This window comes from Metapseudomonas otitidis (assembly GCF_900111835.1).
Taxonomy (GTDB): domain Bacteria; phylum Pseudomonadota; class Gammaproteobacteria; order Pseudomonadales; family Pseudomonadaceae; genus Metapseudomonas; species Metapseudomonas otitidis.
This window is the reverse complement of the sequence record NZ_FOJP01000003.1, coordinates 15,138-36,581: the sequence shown is the minus strand read 5'-3', so window position 1 is coordinate 36,581 and position 21,444 is coordinate 15,138. Positions and strand designations below refer to the sequence as shown.

Here is a 21,444-nt window from a genome sequence, read left to right as displayed (position 1 = left end):
TCGTTTAGGCGGCCCGTTGGGGGCCGCCTGTTAGGAGTGTTTATGGCAGTCAAGGTTCTGGTGGTTGATGACTCCGGCTTCTTCCGTCGTCGCGTTTCGGAGATTCTGTCCGCCGACACCAATATCCAGGTGGTAGGGACCGCCACGAATGGCCGGGAGGCCATCGACCAGGCGCTGGCGCTCAAGCCTGACGTCATCACCATGGATTACGAAATGCCCATGATGGACGGCATCACCGCCGTCCGGCACATCATGCAGCGCTGCCCGACTCCGGTCCTGATGTTCTCCTCCCTGACTCACGAAGGCGCCCGGGTAACCCTCGATGCGCTGGATGCCGGTGCGGTCGACTTCCTGCCGAAGAACTTCGAGGACATCTCCCGCAATCCGGAGAAGGTCAAGCAACTGCTCTGCGAGAAGGTGCACAGCATCGCGCGGAGCAACCGTCGCTACAGCAGCTACACCCCGCCGCCTGCCGCGCCGACGCCCAGCAGTTCCGGCCCGTCGAGCCTGTCTCGCCCTGCGGCTGCACCTGCCCCAGCACCGGCTTCCTCATCCAGTGGTAGTTCCAGCAGCGGGCCTGCGCCCAAGCGCAAGTCCTACCGGCTGGTGGCCATCGGCACCTCGACGGGTGGTCCTGTTGCGCTTCAGCGTGTGCTGACCCAGCTGCCCGCCAATTTCCCGGCGCCGCTGGTGCTGATCCAGCACATGCCGGCGGCGTTCACCAAGGCATTCGCCGAGCGCCTGGACAAGCTCTGCCGTATCTCCGTCAAGGAGGCCGAGGATGGCGACCAGCTCAGGCCTGGCCTCGCCCTGCTGGCACCGGGCGGCAAGCAGATGATGGTGGATCCGCGCGGGACCGTGCGCATCCTCCCCGGCGATGAGCGCCTCAACTACAAGCCCTGCGTCGACATCACCTTCGGCTCCGCTGCCAAGGCCTTCAATGACAAGGTCCTGGCCGTGGTGCTGACCGGCATGGGCGCGGACGGCCGCGAGGGCGCACGCCTGCTCAAACAGAGCGGCAGCCAGGTGTGGGCGCAGGATGAAGCCAGTTGCGTGATCTATGGCATGCCGATGGCGATCGTGAAGGCCAACCTGGCAGACGCGGTCTACGGCCTCGACGACATTGGCAGGCATATCGCCGAAGCATGCCTGTGATGGGAGTAGTGCGGTAAATGGATGCGTTGAGCATCGTAGGGATCATCCTTGCACTGGTCGCCATCGTTGGGGGCAACTACCTCGAAGGAGGGCACGCCGGTGCCCTTCTGAACGGCCCGGCTGCGCTGATCGTGATTGGCGGTACCGTGGGCGCCGCTTTGCTCCAGACGCCCATGAGCGTGCTCAAGCGGGCTCTGGCAATCCTTCGCTGGATCATCTTCCCGCCCAGGATCGACCTCACCGGCGGCATCAACAGCGTGGTGGGCTGGAGCATGGCGGCACGCAAGGAAGGGCTCCTGGGCCTGGAGCCCATAGCCGACGCCGAGCCGGACCCCTATGCCCGCAAGGGTTTGCAGCTCCTGGTCGACGGTGCCGAGCCGGAGTCCATCCGCAGCATTCTCGAAGTGGACCTCTATACCCAGGAGGCCCGCGATCTGCAGGCCGCCAAGGTGTTCGAGAGCATGGGCGGCTACGCCCCCACCATCGGCATCATCGGTGCGGTGATGGGGCTGATCCACGTCATGGGCAACCTGGCCGACCCGAGTCAGCTGGGAGGCGGCATTGCGGTAGCATTCGTCGCCACCATCTACGGCGTGAGTTTCGCCAACCTGCTCCTGTTGCCGGTGAGCAGCAAGCTGAAGGCTATCGCCATGCGCCAGTCGCGCTACCGGGAAATGCTGCTGGAGGGCATCCTCTCCATCGGCGAGGGTGAGAACCCCCGCTCCATCGAACTGAAGCTGCAAGGCTTCGTGGATTGATGGAGGCATGGCATGGCTCGCAGGCGTCAGCACGAAGAGCATGAGAACCACGAGCGTTGGCTCGTTTCATACGCCGATTTCATTACGCTGCTGTTCGCGTTCTTCGTGGTCATGTACTCCATCTCCTCGATCAACGAGGGCAAGTACAAGATCCTCTCGGACACCCTGACCGGCGTCTTCAACCAGCCGGATCGCTCGATCAAGCCGATCCCGATCGGCGAAGAGCGCCCTCGTACCACCGAGGCAGAGCAGACGTCTGCAGAGCAGGGCGGGCCTGGCGATGCCCAGGCCGACCCCTTGCAGAGCATCACCGAGAGCATGCAGGCAGCGTTCGGCGACCTGATTTCCAACGAGCAGATGACGGTTCGCGGCAACGAGCTCTGGGTGGAGATCGAGCTGAATTCCAGCCTGCTGTTCCCCAGTGGCGATGCCATCCCCACCAATGAGGCGTTCACCATCATCGAGAAGGTGGCGAAGATCCTCGCTCCCTACGAAAACCCCGTGCACGTCGAAGGCTTCACCGATAACCTGCCCATCAGTACCGCCGCCTATCCTTCCAACTGGGAGCTTTCCGCCTCCCGTGCATCCAGTATCGTGAGGATGCTTTCCATGGACGGGGTCAATCCGGCGCGCCTCGCGGCGGTCGGGTACGGCGAATTCCAGCCGGTGGCGGACAACTCGACGGCGGAAGGGCGCGCACGCAACCGCCGTGTGGTATTGGTGGTTTCGCGAAACCTCGACGTGCGGCGAGCGGTGAGTGGGGTAGGGGCGGGCAAAGCCAAGCCGGATGACGCGTTGCGACGTGCTGGCACGCAAACTGCACCAGCGCCTGCACCGGGGCCCTCCGCAGCGGGGGCCGTCAATTCCCCGTCGCCCGCGCCAGCGGGTGGACAATGATCCTCGGCAAGGCTGTGGTTTCGCCGGGAGGACGAAGAGCATGAGAGTTTGGGCGGTAGCCAATCAGAAGGGTGGTGTCGGCAAGACCACCACCTCCATTGCACTGGCAGGCTTGCTGGCCGACGCCGGCAAGCGCGTCGTGGTCGTGGATCTCGACCCCCACGGTTCCATGACCAGCTATTTCGGCCATGACCCCGATACCCTGGAGCACAGCTGCTTCGACCTGTTCCTCCACCAGGGCGGCGTACCGGAAGGGCTGCCCCGGCAACTGCTGCTGCAGACCAGCCACGAGCGCATGTCGCTGCTGCCTTCCAGCACCGCCCTGGCCACCCTCGAGCGCCAGTCGCCCGGGCAGAACGGGCTGGGCCTGGTGATCGCCAAGAGCCTGGCGCAGCTGTGGCAGGAATTCGACCACGCCATCATCGACAGCCCGCCGCTTCTCGGCGTGTTGATGGTCAATGCGCTGGCTGCCAGCCAACAACTGGTGATCCCCGTGCAGACCGAATTCCTGGCAGTGAAGGGCCTGGAACGCATGGTCAGCACCCTCAACATGGTCAATCGCTCGCGCAAGCAGGCGCTGCCCTACACCATCGTGCCGACTCTTTTCGACCGTCGGACCCAGGCGTCCCTGAATACTCTGCGTGTGCTGCGCAACACCTATCCCGAGCACCTCTGGCCGGCCTACATCCCGGTGGACACCCGCCTGAGGGATGCCAGCCGTGCCGGCGTGACCCCGTCGCAGTACGACGGCAACAGCCGTGGTGTGATCGCCTATCGCGCGCTGCTCAAGCACCTGCTGAGCCAGCAGCTCGCCGCGCAGGTCGCCTGATATGAGCGTCTATGCTGAGCTACAGGTGCTCTCAAGTCCGGCATGCCCTGTGCCGATAGACTGTCGAGCCCAACGTCGCAGGTCCCACCCATGAGCCGTACCCTCGCCACCACCACACGACCGCAACTGGCGTTGCAGTCCTACCTGGACTCCCTGCTGCAGGAAGCAGCCATCGAACTCGCCGACAGCGTAAGCCTGGAGGAATTCGAGGCTGCCGTGCTCGAGGAGCAGGTGCGCGATGCCCGGCTGAACCAGGCGCGCCCAGTCCTGGCCGCCGCGCCGGAGGCGGCTCCTCGCGTGGTGCGTGCCGCTCCCGTAGCGGTCCAGCTGGAGGATCGCCCGGTGCGTCAGCTTGCGCCGGTCATCGCCGAGCCGGTGCTGGTGCCGGCAATCCCGGAGCCAGAGCCGGAGCTTGCGCTGGTGGAACCGGTTGCCGAACTGCAGGTTGCCAGCGTCGAGCCCCGCGAGCCTTTGCCACCCAGCTTCGAGGGTCGCCCTCAATGGGCGGAAGAGCCTTTTGAATGCCTGCTGTTCGACGTTGCCGGGCTGACCCTGGCCGTGCCTCTGGTCTGCCTGGGCTCCATCTACCCACTTGCCGGCCAGGAACTCACGCCATTGTTCGGCCAGCCGGACTGGTTCCTCGGTATCCTGCCGTGCCAGGCGGGCAACCTGAAGGTGCTGGACACGGCCCGCTGGGTGATGCCGGACCGTTACCGCGATGATTTCCGCGAGGGGCTGCAGTACGTTATTTCCGTCCAGGGCTACGAATGGGGTCTCGCCGTGCACCAGGTGAGCCGCTCCATCCGCCTGGACCCGAACGAGATCAAGTGGCGCAGCCAGCGCAGCCAGCGACCCTGGCTGGCCGGCACGGTGATCGAGCACATGTGTGCGTTGCTGGACGTCGCCGCGCTGGCCGAATTGATTGCCAGTGGCGCCGTCAAGAACATGTCGCTTAACTGAACAATGAAGAGGCAGGCTCCGCACGCCGGGGCGCCGGATTCGCAACAAGGCGGTCAACCCGCATTCGCCGCCCCGTGCGGTACAAGAAGAGGCTAGGGAACATGAAGAAATCGTCAGGGCAAGGTTCCGAAGATCCCATCCTGCAGTGGGTGACTTTCCGCCTGGACAATGAAACCTACGGCATCAACGTGATGCAGGTGCAGGAAGTCCTGCGCTACACCGAGATCGCGCCGGTGCCGGGGGCTCCCAGCTACGTCCTGGGCATCATCAACCTGCGTGGCAACGTGGTGACGGTGATCGATACCCGCCAGCGCTTTGGCCTGGATTCCGCGCCGGTCACCGACAACACCCGCATCGTCATCATCGAGGCGGACAAGCAGGTGGTGGGCATCCTCGTCGACAGCGTCGCCGAAGTGGTCTACCTGCGTCAGTCCGAGGTCGAGACCGCGCCCAACGTGGGCAACGAGGAGTCGGCCAAGTTCATCCAGGGCGTCTGCAACAAGAACGGCGAGCTGCTGATCCTGGTCGAGCTGGACAAGATGATGAGCGAAGAAGAGTGGTCGGAGCTGGAGAGCATCTGACGTGCTGATCGAGATCGCGCTGCTGGTCCTGGCGGTCGCCTGTGCGGCGCTCGCCTTCGCCTGCGTGCGATTGCGCCGGCAGCAGCTGGAGCTCGCCCAGGAACAGGCCAAGCGCGAAGCGGCTCGAGACCAGCGGCTGAAGGAACTGGCCCGCCGTCTCGATGCCTACCTCAGCGGCAGCATCCGCATGGGGGAGGAGTTGCACGAGCTGCGCCGGGTGGTGGCGCCGCTGCCCGACAAGGTCAGTCAGATCGAGCAGCGCGACCCCAGCAGCATCTCCTTCACCCAGGCTGCGCGCCTGGCGGGCATGGGGGCGAGCGTCGACGACCTCACTCATTCCTGTGGGCTCAGCAAGGCCGAGGCGGAACTGGTCAGCAAGCTCCAGCTCGCGCGCAAGCAGGCCCAGAGCTGATGCGCGCCCGGTTCTAAGCCCCGCCTGTCATCTAACCAATCACTCCAAGTCGGCACTTCTGCCCGGACTAGGCTCTAACCAGGCCCACCGAGCGGAGTTGCCCATGCGCCTGGCTCCCCTGTTGCTCTTGCTCCTCTTGCCGCTGGCCCAGGCGGAAGAGGCACCCTTGCATGTTGCGGGAGCGACGACTGTCAACGTGCTGCAGGCCAAGCGGCTGTTCGACTACGGCGCCCTGTTCATCGACGTCCGGCCGGACCGGGAGTGGAGCTGGGGCCACGTTCACGGTGCCGTGCACCTGGACCTGGCCGACCGCTTCGCCGGCCTGGCCATGCCCCAGTGGCCGCGGCATGTGCCGCTGGTGATCTACTGCGACAGCGACGTCTGCCCGCGCGGGGCGCTGGCGGCGCAACTGGCAGTGGGATGGGGGTATCGCCAGGTCTTCTATTTCCGTGACGGCTACTTCGCCTGGCAATTGCTGGACTTCCCCCAAGGCAAGGGCATGGAGGGTGAGGTGCTGGCGCTCAGCCCTTAGGGCCCTCCAGCAGCGGCAGGCCGGGCGTCACGTCCCGGGTGGCGTCGGGGTCGAAGCCCGCCGGGCATTTGCCCTTCAGGTACCAGGCAAAGGCGATGATCTCGGCCAGCGTGCGATACAGCGCCTCGGGGATGGCCTCGCCCAGTTCCATCCGCGCCAGCAGGCGCACCAGCTCAGCGTTCTCGTAGATCGGCACCTCGTACTCGCGGGCGATGGCGAGGATCGCCTCGGCCAGCTCGTCGTCACCCTTGGCGGTCAGGTTCGGTGCACTGACCCCGTCATAGGACAGGGCAATCGCTTGGCGGCGTTCGGTCTGTTTCATGCCGTCTCATCCACCCAGCGTTGCTGCAGGGTCGTGCGTGGACCTTGGGGCGGCGTGCCTTGCTGGCAGGCCAGTTCACCCACTTCCAGGCCGGCGGCCACCAGCCGCTCCCGCAGATTGCCCAGTTCGCTGTCGATGAAGCGCGCCGTGGCGGCTCGCTCCGCCCACAGTTGGCTGGAGATCGAACCGCGCAGCAACTGCGCCTGGACCTGCAAAGGGCCCAAGGGGGCGATGTCGAACGCCAGTTCGATACGCCAGAGGTTTTCCTTCTGTTCGTCCTTGCGCCGCTGTTGTTGGGCCTGACGCTCTTCCTGCTGGATCTTGATCTGCAGCGGGACGATTTCCTGCTGGTTGCGCATCGGCAGCTCCAGCTGCCAGGTGGTGACGAGGTTGCCCTCCGGGGTCATCTGCGACTGCGCCAGGCTGGAGAGCTGGTGGGTCTGCAGGCGCGAGACGGCTGCCGCCGCCAGCTTCAGCAGGGTTTCCAGGTCGCCTTCCTCCTGTGCGGCCTGGGCCAGGCGGGAGGGGAGGGGGAAGCTCAGTGCCTGCTGGCGCGAGCTGGCCTGGCCGAGGGAGCCCAGTGCGTTGCGGATGAAGGCCGGCAGGGCCTGGGCCATGGCGTTGCTGGCGCCAGCGGTGGGCAGCGCCGCCGGTGCGTTGGGCAGCTCAGGCAGCAATTGGGCGATCAGGCGCAGCAGGTTGCCCTTCAGGTCCTGCCCGGTGGCGGCGCCATGACCGGCCAGCAGGCGCGCCTCCAGCAGCGCACCGCTGTTCTCCATGGCCTTGGCCAGTTGCTTGGCGTCGCTCAGCTGGCCGGGGCCGGGCAGTGAGCCCAGCAGGCGCTCCACGGCGTTGCGCAGGTTCGGTGGCAGGTCCGGGTCGAGTTCGGCAAGGGCGCCGAACAGGCCCTCCAGGGAACCCTGGCGCGACACCTGGCTGTTCAACTGCTGGCTGAGGGCCAACTGGTCCAGGCGATTGCTCAGCGGGATGAAGCGCAGGGACTGGTCGCCCTGGACCTGGGCGCTGAGCAGGCTGCCGACCGGCAGCGGTTGCGGGCTGTCGACAGCCAGCTGGCGGCCTGCCAGCGGCGTGTTGATCAGGTTGATCAGGGTGCGATAGACGGTCGCTTTTGCCTCGGCAAGCTGTTCACTGGCGACCACCTTGCCCTGGATCAGCGTGCCGACCGGCACTTGCTCCAGGTCCAGGCTGTCCAGCGGCAGGGCACCGGTCGGTTGCAGGGCTACCATCAGGCGGCTGTCCGAAAGGGCCGTGACGTTCACCAGCGAGCCCTGGCTCAGGGGGCGCGTGCTGGTGGCTTCCAGCGTTGCCTGCTGGCCGCTGCCCAGGCTCAGGCGCAGCATCACCTGGAAGCTGTTCTGTGCGGTTTCCTTGACGCTGACGACCTCGGCCTCGGCGCTGTCGCCGGCCGCCAGCAGGCCATTGGATGGTTGCAGCAGCTTCAGCGCGGCATCTGCTACAGCCTGCGCCGCCCGGCTGGCGGTGGGCACGGAAGCGATGGGGCGCGAAGTGCTGATCTCGGTCATCAAAGGGTTACAACCTGTTGAAAAAGCCCCCTTCGGGGCTGGGGATGACATGTATAATGCCGCCCCGTCCGGGCTGGCGGTGGAGCGCGATTCCAGTATAGCGGCCGGCGACCCCATCACTTGAGTTCCCCGCAGGGTATCCGCTGACGTGACCAGTCCCTACCTCCAGACCCTCGACCTCGCCTGCGAGCGTGATTGGCGGATGCTCTTCGAAGGGCTGGACCTGGCGCTCGAACCCGGGGAAATGTTGCAGATCAGCGGACCCAACGGCAGTGGCAAGACCAGCCTGCTGCGCCTGCTCTGCGGCCTGATGCAACCCACCTCCGGCGAGATCCTGCTGAAAGGCGTCGCCCTCGGTCGGCAGCGTGCCGAACTGGCCCGCGAGCTGCTGTGGATTGGCCATGCCGCCGGCATCAAGGGCCTGCTCACCCCGGAAGAGAACCTGACCTGGCTCTGCGCCCTGCACCAGAGCGCCGAGCGCGAGGCGATCTGGGAAGCGCTGGCCGCCGTCGGGCTGCGTGGATTCGAGGACGTTCCCAGCCACACCCTCTCCGCTGGCCAGCAGCGTCGTGTCGCCCTGGCGCGGCTCTACCTCGATCCGCCGCCGTTGTGGATCCTCGACGAACCCTACACCGCACTCGACAAGCAGGGCGTCGCCCAGCTCGAGGCGCACCTGGCCGGGCACTGCGAGCGTGGCGGCCTGGTGGTGTTCACCACCCACCACAGCCCCGCCCACCTGCCGGCGGGCTACCGTGAACTGGACCTGGGACGACGTGCGGCATGAGATCGGTCTTCACCCTGGTCATGGCCCGCGAAGCGCGCCTGCTGTTCCGTCGCCCTGCCGAGCTGGCCAACCCCCTGGTGTTCTTCGCCATCGTCATCGCCCTGTTCCCCCTGGCGGTCGGTCCCGAGAGCCAATTGTTGCAAACCCTTTCACCGGGGCTGGTCTGGGTAGCGGCCCTGTTGGCCGTCCTGCTCTCGCTGGACGGGCTTTTCCGCAGTGATTTCGAGGACGGCTCGCTGGAACAGTGGGTCGTTTCGCCGCACCCCCTGCCGCTTCTGGTCCTGGCCAAGGTGCTGGCACACTGGCTCTTCTCCGGACTGGCGCTGGTCCTGCTGGCGCCGCTGCTGGCGCTGATGCTGGGCCTGCCCGCCCGCTGCCTGCCGGTGCTGCTCGGCTCCCTGCTGCTGGGCACGCCGGTGTTGAGCCTGCTGGGTGCGGTGGGTGCCGCGCTGACCGTTGGTCTCAAGCGCGGCGGCCTGCTTCTCGCGCTGCTGATACTGCCGCTGTACATCCCCGTGCTGATTCTCGGCAGCGGGGCCCTGCAAGCGGCCCTGCAAGGATTGCCGGCTGTCGGCCACCTGTTGTGGCTGGGCTGCCTCACCGCCCTGGCGGTGACCCTGACTCCCTTTGCCATAGCCGCCGGCCTGACCATCAGCGTCGGCGAATAACGAACAAGAGTTGCCTTGATGAGAGAACTGCCGATGTCCGCACAGGCCTCCGTGCCCAGCAGGTGGGCCCGATGAACTGGACCTGGTTCCACAAGCTGGGTTCGCCGAAATGGTTCTACGAGATCAGTGGCCGCTGGCTCCCCTGGTTCGCCGTCGGCGCCGCCCTGCTGATCACCGTCGGTACCGTCTGGGGCCTGGCCTTCGCACCGCCGGACTACCAGCAGGGCAACAGCTTCCGGATCATCTACATCCACGTCCCGGCCGCCTTCCTGGCTCAGTCCTGCTACGTCATGCTCGCCGTCTGTGGTGTGGTCGGGCTGGTCTGGAAGATGAAGCTGGCCGACGTCGCCCTGCAGGCCGCCGCGCCGGTAGGCGCCTGGATGACCTTCATCGCCCTGGTGACCGGTGCCGTGTGGGGCAAGCCCACCTGGGGGGCCTGGTGGGTGTGGGATGCCCGACTGACGTCGATGCTCATCCTCCTGTTCCTGTACTTCGGTGTGATTGCACTGGGCCAGGCCATCAGCAATCGTGACAGCGCCGCCAAGGCCTGCGCGGTGCTGGCCATCGTCGGGGTCATCAACATCCCGATCATCAAGTACTCGGTGGAGTGGTGGAACACCCTGCACCAGCCGGCCACCTTCACCGTCACCGAGAAGCCGGCCATGCCCGCCGAGATGTGGGTGCCGCTGCTGCTGATGGTGCTGGGCTTCTACTGCTTCTTCGGCGCCGTGGTGCTGATGCGCATGCGCCTTGAAGTCCTGCGTCGCGAGGCCCGCGCCGCCTGGGTGCGCAACGAGGTGAAGGCCCTGGTGGAGAAGGCATCGTGAGTTTTGCATCGTTCGGCGAGTTCCTCGCCATGGGCCACCACGGCCTTTACGTCTGGAGCGCCTACGGCATCAGCCTGCTGGTCCTGGCGCTCAACGTCGCGCTGCCGGTCGCAGCCCGGCGTCGCTACCTGAAAGAAGAGGCGCGCCGTCTGCGCCGGGAGGAAGGCAAGTGAATCCGATCCGCAAGAAGCGCCTGTTCATCATCCTGGCCATCCTCGCCGGGGTGGGGATCGCCGTGGCGCTGGCGTTGTCGGCGCTGCAGCAGAACATCAACCTGTTCTACACCCCCACCCAGATCGCCAACGGCGAAGCCCCCCAGGACACTCGCATCCGCGCCGGCGGCATGGTGGCCGAAGGCTCGGTCAAGCGCACCGGCGACTCCCTCGACGTCGAGTTCGTGGTCACCGACTTCGCCAAGAGCGTCACCATCCGCTACCACGGCATCCTCCCCGACCTGTTCCGCGAAGGGCAGGGCATCGTCGCCCTGGGCAAGCTGGACGGGCAGGGCGTGCTGGTGGCTGACGAGGTGCTGGCCAAGCACGACGAGAAGTACATGCCGCCGGAGGTCACCAAGGCCCTCAAGGAAAGCGGCAACCTGCCTGAGAAGAAAGAGGGCTGATCGATGATTCCCGAACTCGGCCACCTGGCCCTGATCCTCGCCCTGTGCATGGCTGCCGTGCAGGCCACCCTGCCGATGATCGGCGCCTGGCGCGGCGACCGGCAGTGGATGAGCCTGGCGCAACCGGCCGCCTGGGGGCAGTTCGCCTTCCTGGCGTTCTCCTTCGGCTGCCTCACCTGGGCCTTCATGAGCGACGATTTCTCGGTCGCCTACGTCGCCAGCAACTCCAACAGCGCGCTGCCCTGGTACTACAAGTTCAGCGCCGTATGGGGTGCCCACGAGGGCTCGCTGCTGCTCTGGGCGCTGATCCTCGGCGGTTGGACCTTCGCCGTCTCGGTGTTCTCCCGGCAACTGCCCGAGGTGATGCTGGCCCGCGTCCTGGGCGTGATGGGCATGATCAGCATCGGCTTCCTGTCGTTCCTGATCATCACCTCCAACCCCTTCAAGCGCCTGCTGCCGAACATGCCGGCCGACGGCAACGACCTGAACCCGCTGCTGCAGGACTTCGGCCTGATCGTCCACCCGCCGATGCTCTACATGGGCTACGTCGGCTTCTCGGTGGCCTTCGCCTTCGCCATCGCCGCGCTGCTCGGCGGTCGCCTGGACGCCGCCTGGGCGCGCTGGTCGCGTCCGTGGACCATCATCGCCTGGGCCTTCCTCAGCGTCGGCATCGTGCTCGGCTCCTGGTGGGCCTACTACGAACTCGGCTGGGGGGGCTGGTGGTTCTGGGACCCGGTGGAGAACGCCTCCTTCATGCCCTGGCTGGTCGGCACCGCGCTGATCCACTCCCTGGCCGTCACCGAGAAGCGTGGCGTATTCAAGAGCTGGACCGTGCTGCTGGCCATCGCCGCCTTCTCCCTCAGCCTGCTGGGTACCTTCTTGGTCCGTTCCGGCGTGCTGACTTCGGTGCACGCCTTTGCCGCCGACCCGGAGCGGGGCGTGTTCATCCTCGGCTTCCTGCTGGCCGTGGTGGGCAGCTCGCTGACCCTGTTCGCCATCCGCGCGCCGGTGGTCAAGAGCCAGGTGGGCTTCGCCCTCTGGTCCCGCGAGACGCTGCTGCTGGTCAACAACCTGGTGCTGGTGGTGACCGCCGCCATGATCCTGCTGGGCACCCTCTACCCGCTGGTGCTGGACGCGCTGTCCGGCGCCAAGCTCTCCGTCGGCCCGCCGTACTTCAATGCCCTGTTCCTGCCGCTGATGGCCCTGCTGATGGTGGTGATCGCCGTGGGCGTGCTGGTGCGCTGGAAGGACACCCCGGTGAAGTGGCTGGTGGGCATGCTCGGCCCGGTGCTGGTGGGCAGCCTGGTGCTGGGCGTGCTCGCAGCGTTCGTCCTGGGGGATTTCCACTGGGCGGTGCTGGCGGTTGGCTGCCTGTCCGCCTGGGTGCTGCTGGCCGGCGTCCGCGACCTGCTCGACAAGACCCGCCACAAGGGCCTGCTCAAGGGCGCCCGCAGCCTGACCCGCAGCTACTGGGGCATGCAGCTGGCCCACGCCGGCATCGCCGTGTGTGCCCTCGGCGTCGTGCTTTCCAGCCAGTACAGCGCCGAGCGTGACCTGCGCCTGTCCCCCGGCGAGTCGGTGGAGCTGGGCGGCTACCGCTTCGTGTTCGAGGGCGCAGCCCACCACGAAGGCCCCAACTTCACCTCCGACAAGGGCACCGTCCGTGTCCTCGACGGTGATCGGCAGATCGCCGTGCTGCACCCGGAGAAGCGCCTGTACACCGTGCAGCAGTCGATGATGACCGAGGCCGGCATCGACGCCGGCTTCACCCGCGACCTCTACGTCGCCCTCGGCGAGCCCCTGGGTGATGGCGCCTGGGCCGTGCGCGTGCACGTCAAACCGTTCGTCCGCTGGATCTGGCTCGGTGGCCTGCTGATGGGCCTGGGCGGCGTCCTGGCGGCATTCGACCCGCGCTACCGGGTCAAGGTGAAGACCCGGGTGCGTGACGCCCTGGGCCTGGCTGGAGCTCAAGCATGAAGCGCCTGATCCTGTTGCTGCCGCTGGCGATCTTCCTCGGCGTGGCGGTGTTCCTCTACCGCGGGTTGTTCCTCGACCCCGCCGAGCTGCCCTCGGCGCTGATCGGCAAGCCCTTCCCCGCGTTCAGCCTGCCGGCCGTGGACGGCGCGCGCACGCTGACCGAGGCCGACCTCAAGGGCAAGCCCGCGCTGGTCAACGTCTGGGGCACCTGGTGCATCTCCTGCCGGGTCGAGCACCCGGTGCTGAACAAGCTGTCGCAGATGGGCGTGACCATCTACGGCGTCAACTACAAGGACGACAACGCCGCCGCCCTCAAGTGGCTGAAGGAGTTCCACAACCCCTATCAGCTGGACATCCGCGACGAGCAGGGCAGCCTCGGCCTGGACCTGGGCGTCTACGGCGCCCCCGAGACCTTCCTGATCGACAAGGACGGCATCATCCGCCACAAGTTCGTCGGTGTGATCGACGAGGTCGTCTGGCGCGAGCAGCTGGCGCCGCTGTACCAGTCCCTGGTCGACGAGGCCGGCCAATGAAGCGCCTGCTCGCCACCCTGGCCCTCGGCCTTGCCCTCACCGGCGTCGCCCGCGCGGCCATCGACACCTACGAGTTCCGTGACGAAGCCGAGCGCGAGCGCTTCCGTGTGCTCACCGAAGAACTGCGCTGCCCCAAGTGCCAGAACCAGAACATCGCCGACTCCAACGCCCCTATCGCCACCGACCTGCGCCGCGAGATCTACCGCATGCTCGAAGCGGGCAAGAGCAATGACGAGATCGTCGACTTCCTGGTGGCCCGCTACGGCGACTTCGTGCGCTACAAGCCCCCGGTGAACGGCCGCACGCTGCTGCTCTGGTACGGCCCGGCTGGCCTGCTGGCCGGCGGCCTGCTGGTGCTCGGGGTGATCGTGCTGCGCCGTCGCCGCGTCGAGAACGCGCCGGGTGATGCACTGCTTTCCAGCGATGAGCGCGCCCGTCTGGATGCGCTGCTCAATCAAGAGACTCAGGACAAGAACCGCTGATGATCGATTTCTGGCTCGCCGCCGGCCTGCTGTTGCTGGTCGCCCTGGCATTCCTACTGATTCCCGTGCTGCGCGGCCGCAAGGCCCAGGCCGAGGAAGACCGAACCGCCCTCAACGTCGCCCTGTACCAGGAGCGCCTGGCCGAATTGCAGGCCCAGCACGAGGCCGGCACCCTTACCGAGGCCCAGCTGGAGGCCGGTCGCGCCGAAGCGGCCCGCGAACTGCTGGCCGATACCGAGGGCGCCGCCGCCGACCGCAGTGCTCGCCTGGGGCGTGCGCTGCCGCTGCTCGCCGCACTGCTGGTGCCGGCCCTAGGCCTTGGCCTGTATGCCCACTGGGGTTCCAGCGACAAGGTCCAGCTGGCCCGCGAAATGCGCGAACAGCCGCGCACCATCGAGGAAATGACCGCGCGCCTGGAAAAGGCCGTGCAGGCCCAGCCGGATTCCGCCGAAGGCTGGTACTTCCTCGGCCGTACCTACATGGCCCAGGAGCGCCCGGTCGATGCCGCCAAGGCCTACGAGCGCGCGGTGCAGATCGCCGGCCGTCAGCCCGAGCTGCTCGGCCAGTGGGCCCAGGCGCTGTACTTCGCCAGCCAGAAGCGTTTCACCCCTGAAGTCCAGGCGCTGACCGAAGACGCCCTCAAGGCGGACCCCAACGAGGTCACCAGCCTGGGCCTGCTGGGCATCGCCGGTTTCGAGGAAGGCCGCTTCAAGGACGCCATCGGCTACTGGGAACGCCTGATCGCCGTGCTGCCCCAGGACGACCCGTCCCGCGCTGCCCTGCAAGGTGGGATCGACCGGGCCCGCGAGCGGCTGGCCGAGAACGGCGAAACCCTGCCCGAGCGCGAGACGCTCACCAAGTCCATGCCGCAGCTGAAGGTCCGCGTCGACCTGGCCGCCGCACTGAAAGACAAGGTGCAGCCGGGCGACACGGTGTTCATCTTCGCCCGCGCCGCCGAAGGTCCGCCCATGCCGCTGGCCGTCAAGCGCCTGACGGTGAAGGACCTGCCGGCCGAGGTGGTGCTCAGCGACGCCGACGCGATGATGCCGCAACTGAAGATCTCCAACTTCCCGCAGGTGCAACTGGTCGCCCGTGTATCCCGTGAAGGCAATGCCAAGAGCGGTGAATGGATCGGACGCGGCCCGGCGTTGTCTAGTGCTACCGAGGATCCGCAGCAGTTGACCATCGACAGCCCGGATCAGCCCTGACAACCCCATCGGAGCCGGCGGCCATGCACGCGACCCTTCGACTGTCCCTGGCCTGCCTGCTCGTCACCCTGGCCGGCTGTACCCTCCGGCCTCCCGCCCCGGCAGGCCAGCCGCCTGCCCAGGGGCCCGCGGCAACACCGCCGCGCGTCACCCCGGCCCCTGCGCCAACCCCGCGGGTGACCCGCATGAAGACCCACCCCCGCTATGCCCCGCCACCCGGCGCGGCCTGCTACTGGGACAACACCCTCGGGGTGTATGTGCTGGAAGGGCGGGGCGAGCTCTATTACCGCGAACGCACCTACTACCGCTGGGATGGCGGCTGGAGCTGGTCCAACGGCGCCGACGGTCCCTGGCAGCCCACCGACGCCTCCGGCGTGCCCGCCGGGCTGGGTCGTCGCCATCCGTGACCTGCGTCACAAAGGGCGGCTCGCAGGGCCATGGACAGCATCCGGGCGCTTAGGTAAGTTGCTGGCGTTTTGATATCTCCGGAGCACATGGATGTTCGCTCGCGCCTGCCTGGCCACCTTGGCCATCGTCCTTTCCCTGCCTGCCAGCGCTCAGGTCTACCAATGGCGAGACGAGCAGGGCCGCGTGCATTTCACCGACACCCCGCCGCCGGAAAGCCGCAACGTCCATGAAGAGAGGCTGCAGGTGAACACCATGCAGGGCCTCGACGACAGCGAGCTGACCTCCCGTTCGAAGTCTTCCAGTGGACTGGACCTGGACGATGAGGACGACCTCAACCCCGGCCAGCTCCAGCAGAAAGGCGTGGTGCAGTGCGCGGCCGCCATCTCGCGCATGCCGTCGCTGATCCGTGAGGCCCAGCAGCTCGGGCGTGAGCGTGTACGCCAGAAGCGCATCACCCAGGCCCAGCTGGACGAGGCCATGTACAAGTTCGACACCGCCTACAAGCTGCTCAAGCGCAACGAGCGGGCCTGTGTGTCCGACTACGTCAAGGGCGGTACGCCGCGCATGGCGGTCAACTGCATGGCCGACACCCGTGACGTGACCAGCTTCGGCCTGTGCATGCAGTTCGCCCAGTGGGCCGACGCCTTCGACTGAGGGGCGGGACTCACGGCTTGCCTCATGGGTTCTCCGGGTCGTGCCCCAGGGCCTGGATGAACAGCGAGAACAGCTCCGGCTGGGAGGAGATGTCCAGCTTGGCGTAGAGATGCCGGCGGTGGACCTTCACCGTGTCCGGCGAGATGGCCAGTCGCTCCGCCATCGCCTTGCTCGAATAGCCCCGCAGGATCAGCCGGGCGATCTCCAGCTCCCGCTCCGACAACACCCCCGCGCCGAACTGGCTGAGGGCATCGCGCACCTGCGAGGCCACCTGGTCCTGGCTGGCCGGGTCGCGAGCCTGCAGGCGCTGGCGCCAGTGCTGCTGCATCAGCGCCAGCACCCAGGGCGCCACCAGGGCCGCAAGGCCGCATTCCGCCGCATCGAACCGCTTTCGCATGCCCAGTGACAGGGACAGGCTGCCCGCGCCGGGGAGCTGCGCGATGAACTGCACCTCGTCTTCCAGCACGTTGTCGTGGAAGTAGCTGAGGTAGTACTCGCTCTGGCGGAAGTGGTCCGGCGCCACTTCCTCCAGGCGGTAGAAGCCGCTGGGCAGCCCTTCCCGGCACGCCTGGTAGAAGGGGTCGAGCAGGTAGGGCCCGCTGAGGTAGGCCGGCATGGCGGTGGGTGTGCCTTCCGGCTCGGCGTCGTACTCCTCCAGGGGCTGCGGCGCGCCCTGGGCGGGGTAGTAGGCCGCCAGCGCGTTGTCGAACGGCAGCCACTGGTGCAGCAGCAGGATCAGCTGCTTCCAGAACCGCTCGCCGCCGAGGTGCTCGACGGTACGGCCCAGGCCGGCATGCAGGCCGACCTCCCTGAACAGGCTGTCCATGCGGTGCTCCAGATCGAAAAGGGGGAGGCCAGCTTGTCCGATCCGCTCCCCCGGCCTCAAGGGGGCGTACGCCAATAGGGTGATTGGCGCACGGCCGGGCCCCGCCCAGAATCGGCCCACCAACCGGCGCCGCAAGAAGCGCCATTGCGTACTGCTTGATGTCTGCCTCAATCCCAATAACAACCAGAGGATCAGGATATGAGCGCTTCCACGCCTGCGGGCGGCCGTCTCAAACCCAGTCTCGGCACCGCCGATGTCGTCGCCATCACCGTCTCCGGGGTCACCCCCGCCAGTTCCATCTTCGTGATCGCCCCCTTCGCCATCCAGCAGGCCGGCAGCGGCGCCTTCATGGCCTTCGCCCTGGCCGGCGTGCTGGCCCTGATGTTCGCCTGCTGCTACGCCGAACTGGGCCGTGCGCACCGCTCGGCCGGCGGGGAGTACGTCTACGCCAAGCGCATCTTCGGTGGGCTGGCCGGCTACGCCACCTTCCTCACGGTGCTGGCCATGCTGCTGTTCATCCCGCCGGTGCTGGCCACCGGTGCCGCCACCTACCTCAACCGCGCGCTGGGCACGGCGTTCGACAGCCAGACGGTGGCGCTGACCATCGTCGTCGCCAGCTACGCGCTGGGCATTCTCAACATCAAGGTCAACGCCTGGGTCACCGGCCTCTGCCTGTTGCTGGAGGTGGCCGCGCTGCTGGTGATCGTCGGCCTGGGCTTCGGCAACCCCAGTCAGCCGGCCAGCGTGCTGCTGCACCCGCAGATCCTCGATGGCGGCGTGCTCCAGGCGGCGCCCATGGCGCTGGTGCTGGGCGCGGTGGGCACGGCGCTGTTCTCCTACAACGGCTACGGCAGCGCGGTGCTGATGGCCGAGGACATGAAATGCGGCGGCCGGGGCGTGCACAAGGCGGTGCTGTGGTCCCTGGTGCTGGTGGTGGTGATCGAGCTGGTGCCGCTCACCGCGTTGATCATCGGCGCGCCCTCGCTGGAGACCCTGATCGCCAGCCCCGACCCCATCGGCTACCTGCTCGCCAGCCTGGGCAACGAGACGCTGTCGCGCTGGGTCAGCGCCGGTATCTTCCTCTCGGTGTTCAACGCCATCGTCGCCATCGTCATCCAGATCGGCCGGGTCATCTTCAGCAGCGGCCGCGACGAGCTGTGGATGCCGACCCTCAACCGCACCTTCACCCGCATTCATCCGCGCTGGGATTCGCCCTGGCTGGCCACGCTGTTCTTGGCGGTGCCCTCGGCGCTGCTCAGCTTCAGCTCCAACCTGGCCGAACTGACTTCGTTCACGGTGCTGCTGATCGTCCTGGTCTACCTGGTGGTGGGGCTGTGCGGCCTGTTCAGCCGGGTGCTGCGGCGTGACCTGGAACACAGCTACCGCATGCCGTTCTGGCCGTTGCCGGCCCTGTTGGCTGCCGGTGGTGCCGCGGCGCTGCTGGTCAACCTGGGCCTGGCGGCCTCCAGCCGGGACCTGCTCATCATCCTCGGGCTGCTGGCCGTCTCGGTGATCTTCTACTGCACCTATGGCAAGTTCAGCCCGGCCTTCCAGAAGCTTTGAACCACAAGGAGTCGCCATGCGCGCGCGTCAATTGGGAATCCGCATCGGCCTGGGTACGCCCGGCCCGCTCAACGCCATCACCGATGTGCCCGGGGTCCGGGTCGGCCACAGCACGCTGGAGGAGGTGCGCGACGGCAAGCCGGTGCGCACCGGGGTGACCCTGGTGCAGCCCCGCGAGGGTTCGGCCCGCCAGCAACCCTGCTTCGCCGGTTGCCATGTGCTCAATGGCAACGGTGACGCCACCGGCCTGGAGTGGATCCGCGAGGCGGGCCTGCTGACCACGCCGCTGGCCATCACCAACACCCACAGTGTCGGCGTGGTGCGCGATGCCCTGGTGGCGGCCGAGCGCGAGCAGGCCGGGCAGGCGGTGTACTGGTGCATGCCGGTGGTGATGGAGACCTACGACGGTTTGCTCAACGACATCTGGGGCCAGCACGTCGGCCCCGAGCAGGTGCGCCAGGCCCTGGCCGAGGCGCGCAGCGGTGCCGTGGAGGAGGGCGCCGTGGGTGGTGGCACCGGGATGATCTGTCACGAATTCAAGGGCGGGATCGGCACCGCCTCCCGGCAGCTGCCGGCGGAGCAGGGTGGCTGGGCGGTGGGGGCGCTGGTGCAGGCCAACCACGGCGTGCGCCGTGAGCTGCGGGTGGACGGCTACCCGGTAGGACGCGTGCTGACCGAGATCGAGTCGCCCTTCGCCGAGCGTGATACCCCCGGCATGGGCTCGATCGTGGTGATCATCGCCACCGACGCGCCGCTGCTGCCGCACCAGTGCCAGCGCCTGGCCCAGCGCGCCTCCATCGGTATCGCCCGGACCGGCGGCGGCACCGAGGACTCCAGCGGCGACATCTTCCTGGCCTTCGCCACCGGCAACCGCAACCTGCCGCCGGCGGACTACGCGCGCAAGGACCTGCCGTTCAGCACACCGCTGGCAATGGTCAATAACGACCACATCTCCCCGCTGTTCTCGGCGGCGGCAGAGGCGGTGGAGGAGGCCATCGTCAATGCACTGTTGGCCGGGCGGGCGATGGTCACGGCGGATGGGCGCCGGGTGCCGGCGCTGGAAGGGGATGTGTTGCTGGAGGCGCTGCGCGCCCAGGGCTGGCGCGGCTGAAACGACAGGGCCCGGCGCTGGCCGGGCCCTGCTGGGTCACTGGGCGGTGTAGACCTGGTCGAACACGCCACCGTCCTGGAAGTGGGTCTTCTGCACGTCACGCCAGCTGCCGAAGGTCTTCTCCACGGAGAAGAAGTCCACCTTCGGGAAGCGGTCGGAGAACTTGGCGAGGATCTCCGGGTTGCGCGGGCGCAAGTAGTTGTTGGCGGCGATGGTCTGGCCCTCGTCGCTCCACAGGTACTTCAGGTAGGCCTCGGCGGTTTCGCGGGTGCCTTTCTTGTCCACCACCTTGTCGACCACAGCCACCGGCGGCTCGGCCTCGGCGGAAACGCTGGGGTAGACCACCTCGAAGCCACCGCGTCCGAATTCACGGGCGATCATCTCGGCTTCGTTCTCGAAGGTCACCAGCACGTCGCCGATCTGGTTCTGCATGAAGGTGGTGGTGGCGGCACGGCCACCGGTGTCCAGCACCGGCACGTGCTTGAACAGCTGGCCGACGAAGGCCTTGGCCTTCTCTTCATCGCCCCCGTTCTTCAGCACGTAGCCCCAGGCGGAGAGGTAGGTGTAGCGGCCGTTGCCCGAGGTCTTGGGGTTGGGCACCACCACCTGCACGCCGTCCTTCACCAGGTCCGGCCAGTCCTTCAGGCCCTTGGGGTTGCCCTTGCGCACGATGAACACGGTGGCGGAGGTGAACGGTGCGCTGTTGTTCGGCAGGCGCTCGGCCCAGTTCTTCGGCACCAGGCCGCCGTTGTCGGCGAGGGCGTCGATGTCGGTGGCTTGGTTCATGGTGATGACGTCGGCCGGCAGGCCGTCGATCACGGCACGGGCCTGCTTGCTGGAGCCGCCGTGGGACATCTGCAGGGTGACGTTCTCGCCCTTTTCCGCTTTCCAGTGCTTCTGGAAGGCGGCGTTGTAGTCCTTGTAGAAGTCGCGCATCACGTCGTAGGAGACGTTGAGCAGCGGCGGTGCGGCATGGGCGGCACCGGCCAGGGCGAGACCTGCGGCGAGGAGCGAGGCGGAGAACAGTCGTTTCACTGTGCGTTCCTTCTTGGCGGAGTGAGGAGCGGGACTATAGCGGCTGGCTGCATATGCTTTAAAGAACTGAAAAGTAATTTGCTTATTCTGCGCCGAGGGCAAGCAGGGCCCGCTGCAGGTTCTGCCGGGCCGGCTGCTCCCAGCGCTCGGCCAGCGGGGCGTTGTGGTAGAGCGCCGGGTGCGCCAGGAGCTGCTTCAGGAGTTTGCTGCGCCCGGCCCGGAACAGCGGCTCCGGCACCCAGTGGTACTCCTGGCGGATGGCGGTTTCGTAGGCGTCGTACACCGGCGGCGGGGCCGCGAGGATGGACAGGTCGAGGTCGACCACCAGCCCGGCGTCGGCACCTTGCGGCGGTGCCTGGTGGCAGGTGGCGAGAATGAGCGCGCGAACGGCCTCGCCGTGGTGCCCGAGCCCGGCGGCCTCCAGCCAGGCCACTGCCTGCTCGGCGCTGGCGGCTTCGTTGTCCTGGCGGCGGGTGTCGTAGACCAGGTCGTGGGTCCAGAGCGCCAGTTCGACGAGGTGTGGGTGCCCGGCCAGGTGTTGCCAGGTGTCGAAGTGCGCCAGGCAGGCCGCGATGTGGGCGTCGCTGTGGTAGGCGCGGTCCGGTGCGGAATAGGCCGCCAGCAGGTGCTCGAAGCTATCGGCGGGGGCTGTGGCACCCAGCTGCTGCCAGAGGCGGTTCCAGCGGGTCGGATCGAGTCGGCTCATGGTGGGCCCGGTTGCAGTGGCAGGGAGGCTCACGATGCCCGGCCGGCGGCCGT

Annotated in this window: 26 protein-coding genes; 21 read left to right on the top strand and 5 right to left on the bottom strand. The window is 67.2% G+C overall.

Translation table 11 applies throughout. The annotated features are described in order from the left end of the window. The first annotated feature begins 42 nt into the window (after positions 1 to 42). The 8 genes from BM198_RS04440 (at position 43) to BM198_RS04405 (ending at position 6,124) form a co-directional block, all read left to right on the top strand. Positions 43 to 1,155, top strand: coding sequence for a protein-glutamate methylesterase/protein-glutamine glutaminase (locus BM198_RS04440; RefSeq protein WP_044408075.1), 1,113 nt, complete (start codon positions 43 to 45; stop codon positions 1,153 to 1,155). Positions 1,156 to 1,172: 17 nt separating this feature from the next. Then, the gene (locus BM198_RS04435; RefSeq protein WP_044408072.1) at positions 1,173 to 1,913 is read left to right on the top strand and encodes a flagellar motor protein; all 741 of its coding nucleotides are present in this window, start codon (positions 1,173 to 1,175) and stop codon (positions 1,911 to 1,913) included. Between the two features lie 12 nt (positions 1,914 to 1,925). Further along, on the top strand, positions 1,926 to 2,810 hold the full coding sequence (gene motD, locus BM198_RS04430; RefSeq protein WP_044408069.1) for a flagellar motor protein MotD: 885 nt from the start codon (positions 1,926 to 1,928) through the stop codon (positions 2,808 to 2,810). A 40-nt stretch (positions 2,811 to 2,850) separates the two neighbouring features. Further along, positions 2,851 to 3,639 carry a ParA family protein gene (locus tag BM198_RS04425; RefSeq protein WP_044408066.1) on the top strand — a complete coding sequence of 263 codons (789 nt, stop codon included), beginning with the start codon at positions 2,851 to 2,853 and terminating at the stop codon, positions 3,637 to 3,639. A 90-nt stretch (positions 3,640 to 3,729) separates the two neighbouring features. After that, a complete protein-coding gene (locus tag BM198_RS04420; RefSeq protein ID WP_074968111.1) occupies positions 3,730 to 4,599 on the top strand; it encodes a CheW domain-containing protein in 870 nt (289 codons plus the stop codon). Between the two features lie 101 nt (positions 4,600 to 4,700). Then, on the top strand, positions 4,701 to 5,180 hold the full coding sequence (locus BM198_RS04415) for a chemotaxis protein CheW (protein ID WP_044408061.1): 480 nt from the start codon (positions 4,701 to 4,703) through the stop codon (positions 5,178 to 5,180). A gap of 4 nt (positions 5,181 to 5,184) precedes the next feature. After that, positions 5,185 to 5,592 carry a DUF2802 domain-containing protein gene (locus BM198_RS04410; RefSeq protein ID WP_082078272.1) on the top strand — a complete coding sequence of 136 codons (408 nt, stop codon included), beginning with the start codon at positions 5,185 to 5,187 and terminating at the stop codon, positions 5,590 to 5,592. A 103-nt stretch (positions 5,593 to 5,695) separates the two neighbouring features. Then, positions 5,696 to 6,124, top strand: coding sequence for a rhodanese-like domain-containing protein (locus BM198_RS04405; protein ID WP_074968109.1), 429 nt, complete (start codon positions 5,696 to 5,698; stop codon positions 6,122 to 6,124). Here BM198_RS04405 and BM198_RS04400 read toward each other — a convergent pair. Then, positions 6,114 to 6,446: an EscU/YscU/HrcU family type III secretion system export apparatus switch protein gene (locus BM198_RS04400; protein ID WP_044408052.1), complete on the bottom strand. Its 333-nt coding sequence runs from the start codon at positions 6,444 to 6,446 to the stop codon at positions 6,114 to 6,116. The two genes, BM198_RS04405 and BM198_RS04400, sit on opposite strands and share 11 nt — an antisense overlap. After that, a complete protein-coding gene (gene fliK / locus BM198_RS04395; protein ID WP_074968107.1) occupies positions 6,443 to 7,990 on the bottom strand; it encodes a flagellar hook-length control protein FliK in 1,548 nt (515 codons plus the stop codon). Before fliK ends, BM198_RS04400 begins: the two co-directional genes overlap by 4 nt. 148 nt (positions 7,991 to 8,138) lie before the next feature. Here fliK and ccmA point away from each other — a divergent pair, with 148 nt between their 5' ends. The 11 genes from ccmA to BM198_RS04340 all read left to right on the top strand — a co-directional run bounded on the left by ccmA (position 8,139) and on the right by BM198_RS04340 (position 16,150). Continuing rightward, complete coding sequence (gene ccmA, locus BM198_RS04390; RefSeq protein WP_074968105.1) at positions 8,139 to 8,774, top strand: cytochrome c biogenesis heme-transporting ATPase CcmA; 636 nt, start codon at positions 8,139 to 8,141, stop codon at positions 8,772 to 8,774. Then, the gene (ccmB, locus tag BM198_RS04385; protein ID WP_044408044.1) at positions 8,771 to 9,442 is read left to right on the top strand and encodes a heme exporter protein CcmB; all 672 of its coding nucleotides are present in this window, start codon (positions 8,771 to 8,773) and stop codon (positions 9,440 to 9,442) included. The genes ccmA and ccmB overlap by 4 nt, the downstream gene beginning before the upstream one ends. Positions 9,443 to 9,513: 71 nt before the next feature. Further along, positions 9,514 to 10,269 (top strand): heme ABC transporter permease, encoded by a 756-nt coding sequence (locus tag BM198_RS04380; RefSeq protein WP_074968104.1) that lies wholly within the window; start codon positions 9,514 to 9,516, stop codon positions 10,267 to 10,269. Then, the gene (gene ccmD / locus BM198_RS04375; protein WP_044408038.1) at positions 10,266 to 10,442 is read left to right on the top strand and encodes a heme exporter protein CcmD; all 177 of its coding nucleotides are present in this window, start codon (positions 10,266 to 10,268) and stop codon (positions 10,440 to 10,442) included. The genes BM198_RS04380 and ccmD overlap by 4 nt, the downstream gene beginning before the upstream one ends. Continuing rightward, the gene (gene ccmE / locus BM198_RS04370; RefSeq protein WP_044408035.1) at positions 10,439 to 10,888 is read left to right on the top strand and encodes a cytochrome c maturation protein CcmE; all 450 of its coding nucleotides are present in this window, start codon (positions 10,439 to 10,441) and stop codon (positions 10,886 to 10,888) included. Before ccmD ends, ccmE begins: the two co-directional genes overlap by 4 nt. A 3-nt stretch (positions 10,889 to 10,891) precedes the next feature. Further along, complete coding sequence (locus tag BM198_RS04365; protein ID WP_044408032.1) at positions 10,892 to 12,865, top strand: heme lyase CcmF/NrfE family subunit; 1,974 nt, start codon at positions 10,892 to 10,894, stop codon at positions 12,863 to 12,865. Continuing rightward, complete coding sequence (locus BM198_RS04360; protein ID WP_074968102.1) at positions 12,862 to 13,398, top strand: DsbE family thiol:disulfide interchange protein; 537 nt, start codon at positions 12,862 to 12,864, stop codon at positions 13,396 to 13,398. Before BM198_RS04365 ends, BM198_RS04360 begins: the two co-directional genes overlap by 4 nt. Then, complete coding sequence (locus BM198_RS04355) at positions 13,395 to 13,880, top strand: cytochrome c-type biogenesis protein (protein ID WP_044408026.1); 486 nt, start codon at positions 13,395 to 13,397, stop codon at positions 13,878 to 13,880. The genes BM198_RS04360 and BM198_RS04355 overlap by 4 nt, the downstream gene beginning before the upstream one ends. Then, entirely contained in the window at positions 13,880 to 15,088 is a 1,209-nt protein-coding gene (ccmI, locus tag BM198_RS04350) for a c-type cytochrome biogenesis protein CcmI (protein WP_074968100.1), read from the top strand. Before BM198_RS04355 ends, ccmI begins: the two co-directional genes overlap by 1 nt. Before the next feature lie 185 nt (positions 15,089 to 15,273). Further along, complete coding sequence (locus tag BM198_RS30710; RefSeq protein ID WP_082078183.1) at positions 15,274 to 15,495, top strand: hypothetical protein; 222 nt, start codon at positions 15,274 to 15,276, stop codon at positions 15,493 to 15,495. Positions 15,496 to 15,586: 91 nt separating this feature from the next. After that, positions 15,587 to 16,150 (top strand): DUF4124 domain-containing protein, encoded by a 564-nt coding sequence (locus BM198_RS04340; protein ID WP_074968098.1) that lies wholly within the window; start codon positions 15,587 to 15,589, stop codon positions 16,148 to 16,150. Positions 16,151 to 16,172: 22 nt separating this feature from the next. Here BM198_RS04340 and BM198_RS04335 read toward each other — a convergent pair whose 3' ends face one another. Further along, on the bottom strand, positions 16,173 to 16,976 hold the full coding sequence (locus tag BM198_RS04335; RefSeq protein WP_074968095.1) for a helix-turn-helix transcriptional regulator: 804 nt from the start codon (positions 16,974 to 16,976) through the stop codon (positions 16,173 to 16,175). Positions 16,977 to 17,174: 198 nt separating this feature from the next. Here BM198_RS04335 and BM198_RS04330 point away from each other — a divergent pair, with 198 nt between their 5' ends. Together BM198_RS04330 and BM198_RS04325 are read left to right on the top strand one after the other, a co-directional pair. After that, entirely contained in the window at positions 17,175 to 18,539 is a 1,365-nt protein-coding gene (locus tag BM198_RS04330; protein ID WP_044404260.1) for an APC family permease, read from the top strand. Positions 18,540 to 18,555: 16 nt separating this feature from the next. Beyond that, entirely contained in the window at positions 18,556 to 19,650 is a 1,095-nt protein-coding gene (locus BM198_RS04325; RefSeq protein ID WP_074968093.1) for a DmpA family aminopeptidase, read from the top strand. 36 nt (positions 19,651 to 19,686) lie between these two features. Here the strand turns inward: BM198_RS04325 and BM198_RS04320 are convergent, their stop codons facing one another. Continuing rightward, positions 19,687 to 20,685 carry a sulfate ABC transporter substrate-binding protein gene (locus BM198_RS04320; RefSeq protein ID WP_044404264.1) on the bottom strand — a complete coding sequence of 333 codons (999 nt, stop codon included), beginning with the start codon at positions 20,683 to 20,685 and terminating at the stop codon, positions 19,687 to 19,689. 82 nt (positions 20,686 to 20,767) lie between these two features. Continuing rightward, positions 20,768 to 21,391, bottom strand: a complete 624-nt coding sequence (locus BM198_RS04315; RefSeq protein WP_074968091.1) for an HD domain-containing protein — start codon at positions 21,389 to 21,391, stop codon at positions 20,768 to 20,770. Between the last annotated feature and the right edge of the window lie 53 nt (positions 21,392 to 21,444).